This is a genomic window from Curtobacterium sp. APC 4022 (genome assembly GCF_030407555.1).
Lineage (GTDB): Bacteria > Actinomycetota > Actinomycetes > Actinomycetales > Microbacteriaceae > Curtobacterium.
The window spans coordinates 1-2,651 of the sequence record NZ_JASDDD010000101.1 but is presented as its reverse complement, the minus strand read 5'-3'; the positions used below and the strand labels follow the sequence as shown (position 1 = coordinate 2,651).

Genomic DNA, 2,651 nt, shown 5'->3' with positions numbered 1-2,651 from the left:
GACGGGGCGGGTGGCGGTGCGGGAGCGGCTGCGCAGGTCGTGGACCTCAACACCGCGGACGCCACCGCGCTCGAGACCCTGCCCGGGATCGGCCCGGCTCTGGCGGAGCGGATCCTCGCCTGGCGCGACGAGCACGGCGGCTTCCGGTCGGTCGAGGACCTGCTCGAGGTCAGCGGCATCGGCGAGGGCCGGTTCGCCGAACTGCGGGACCGGGTGACGGTGTGAGCGCCCCGGCCTCGCTCGGGGCCACTCCGATGCCGACGCCGACTCAGACCGTGTCCGGTGCCGCGCTCGGTGGCGCGTTGCGGCCGTCGCTGGCCGACCTCCGGCTCGCCGGGCCGGCGGCGGTGACGTGGATCGTCGTCGCGGTGCTCGTCGGCGAGCCGGACGCGGTCGGGCCGGTAGCGGCCTCCGCGGCCGTGGTCGGACTGGCGTCGCTCGTCGTGCTGCTCCGGCCCGGGCTGTCCGTGCCGGTGCGGGCGGTCGCAGCGCTGGTGCTCACGACGTCCCTGCTGATCGCCCTGACGGCCGCAGCGGTCGCCGCCGGGCAGGAACACCGGCTGCCGTCGATCGTGCGGCAGACAGCCGGTCACAGCCTGGAGGCCCGTGTCCGGCTCGACCGCGACCTCACGCCCGGCGACCGCTCCGTGGTCGGGACGATCGAGACGGTGGTGGGGCGTGCCTCCCGGTCGGACGGCCTGCGGGTGCCGGTCCGGCTCGTCCCCGCGCTCGACGAACCACGGCGAGCCGTGCTGGCGGCCGGGACGGTCGTCTCCGTCCGTGGACAGCTACAGCGCGACGACCCCGGTTCCGCGACCAGCGTCGTGCTCTTCGCCCGCGGAGCGGTCGCGACACGGGCCGGACCGACCGGGCTCCTCGGTGCCAGCGCCGACGCCCGAGCGGCGTTCGTCGCCGTCACCGCGGACCTGCCGGAGCCGGGCGGGGCGCTCCTCCGCGGGCTCGCGATCGGTGACCGGTCCGGGCTCGACGCCGAGACGGAGCAGGCGATGGAGACCTCGGCGCTGACCCACCTGACGGCGGTCTCCGGGTCGAACTGCGCGGTGCTGGTCGGTCTCGTGGTGCTGCTCGGTCGGCTGACCGGCGCACCGAGGGTGCTCCGTGCGGCAGCGGCCGTCGTCGTGCTGCTCGGGTTCGTCGTGCTCGTCCGGCCGGACCCGTCGATCACGCGCGCGACGGTGATGGCGATCGTGGTGCTCGTCGTGCACCTCAGCGGACGTCCGGTGCGGGGTGTGCCGCTCATCGCCCTGGCGGCCGTCGGCATGCTCGTCGCCGATCCGTGGGTGGCCCGCTCGTTCGCCTTCGCACTGTCGGTGCTGGCGACCGTCGGCATCGTGGTCCTCGCCGCACCACTCACCGACCTGCTCGCGCGGTGGGTCTGGACGCCCGTCGCAGCCGCCGTGGCGATCCCGATCGCGGCGCAGGTGGCATGCTGGCCGGTCACGATCCCACTCGCCCCCGCCCTGCCGACGTACGCGGTCCCGGCGAACCTGCTCGCCGAGGTGCTGGCCCCGGTCGCCACGATCGTCGGGCTCGCCGCGTGCCTGCTCGCGCCGGTGTGGCCGGTCGGCGCCGGCTTGCTCGCGACCGTCGGGTGGGTGCCGGCCGCCGGCATCGGTCTCATCGCACACGGCGCGGCCGGGTTGCCGGTGGCCTCGGCGCCGTGGCCGTCCGGACCGGGCGGGGTCGTCGCCGCCGGGGTGGTGAGCGCCGCACTCGCGGTCGGGGTGCTGGTCCGGGCACGGCTCCGACGGGTGCTGTCCGGCGTCGCCGCACTCACGGTCATCGTGGGGATCGGGTCGGTCACCGTGCCGGCGGTCCTGGTCCGGGGCAGTGTGCCGACCGGTTGGACCATCGCGATGTGCGACGTCGGGCAGGGTGACGCCACGCTGCTGCGGAGCGCTGGTCGGACGGCCCTCGTGGACACCGGGGACGACGACGCCCGGCTGACGGCCTGTCTGGCCCTCCTCGGTGTGGACCGGATCGACCTGCTCGTCCTGACCCACTTCGACCGCGACCACGTCGGCGCCGTGGCCTCGGTCGCGACGCGGGTCGAGACCGCCCTGGTCGGTCCGGTCGGCAGGCCGGCGGACGACCGCGTCGTCGGTGACCTGCGGAGCGCCGGGGTCGACGTCCGCCAGGCGGCCGACCGGACCACCGGGCTGCTCGGGGACCTCCGCTGGCAGGTGCTGTGGCCGCCGGAGGGCGACGAGCGAGCGGGCAACGCGGCGAGTCTCGTCCTCCGCGTCGATCCCGCACCGGAGCGCCCCTGCCCGGGATGCGTCAGCGCGGTGCTCCTCGGGGACCTCGGTGAGGACGCCCAGCGTCGGCTGTCGCGGAGCGCGCCGCCGGAGGCCCTGGCGCCGGTCGACGTCGTGAAGGTCGCCCACCACGGCTCGGCCGACCAGGACCCCGAGCTGTACCGGGCGCTCGCTGCCAGGGTCGGGCTCATCGGCGTCGGCGCGGACAACGACTACGGGCACCCGACGCCCAGCGCGCTGGAGATGCTGGCCGCCGCGGGGACGCTGCCGTACCGCACGGCCCGGTCGGGGACGATCGTGGTGCGCGGTGGGAGCGACACCGGGGACGAGGGAGACGCCGGGGACGCCGGACACGCCGGACACGCCGGGGAC

The 2,651-nt window shown here is 76.1% G+C and carries 2 protein-coding genes; both read left to right on the top strand.

Translation table 11 applies throughout. The features are described 5' to 3' along the window. Window positions 1–225 (top strand): helix-hairpin-helix domain-containing protein (locus QL987_RS16815; RefSeq protein WP_290158801.1); only part of this gene is annotated, 225 nt, incomplete at its 5' end. 29 nt (window positions 226–254) lie between these two features. Beyond that, on the top strand, window positions 255–2,651 hold a 2,397-nt coding region (locus QL987_RS16810; protein WP_290158800.1), incomplete at its 3' end, for a ComEC/Rec2 family competence protein.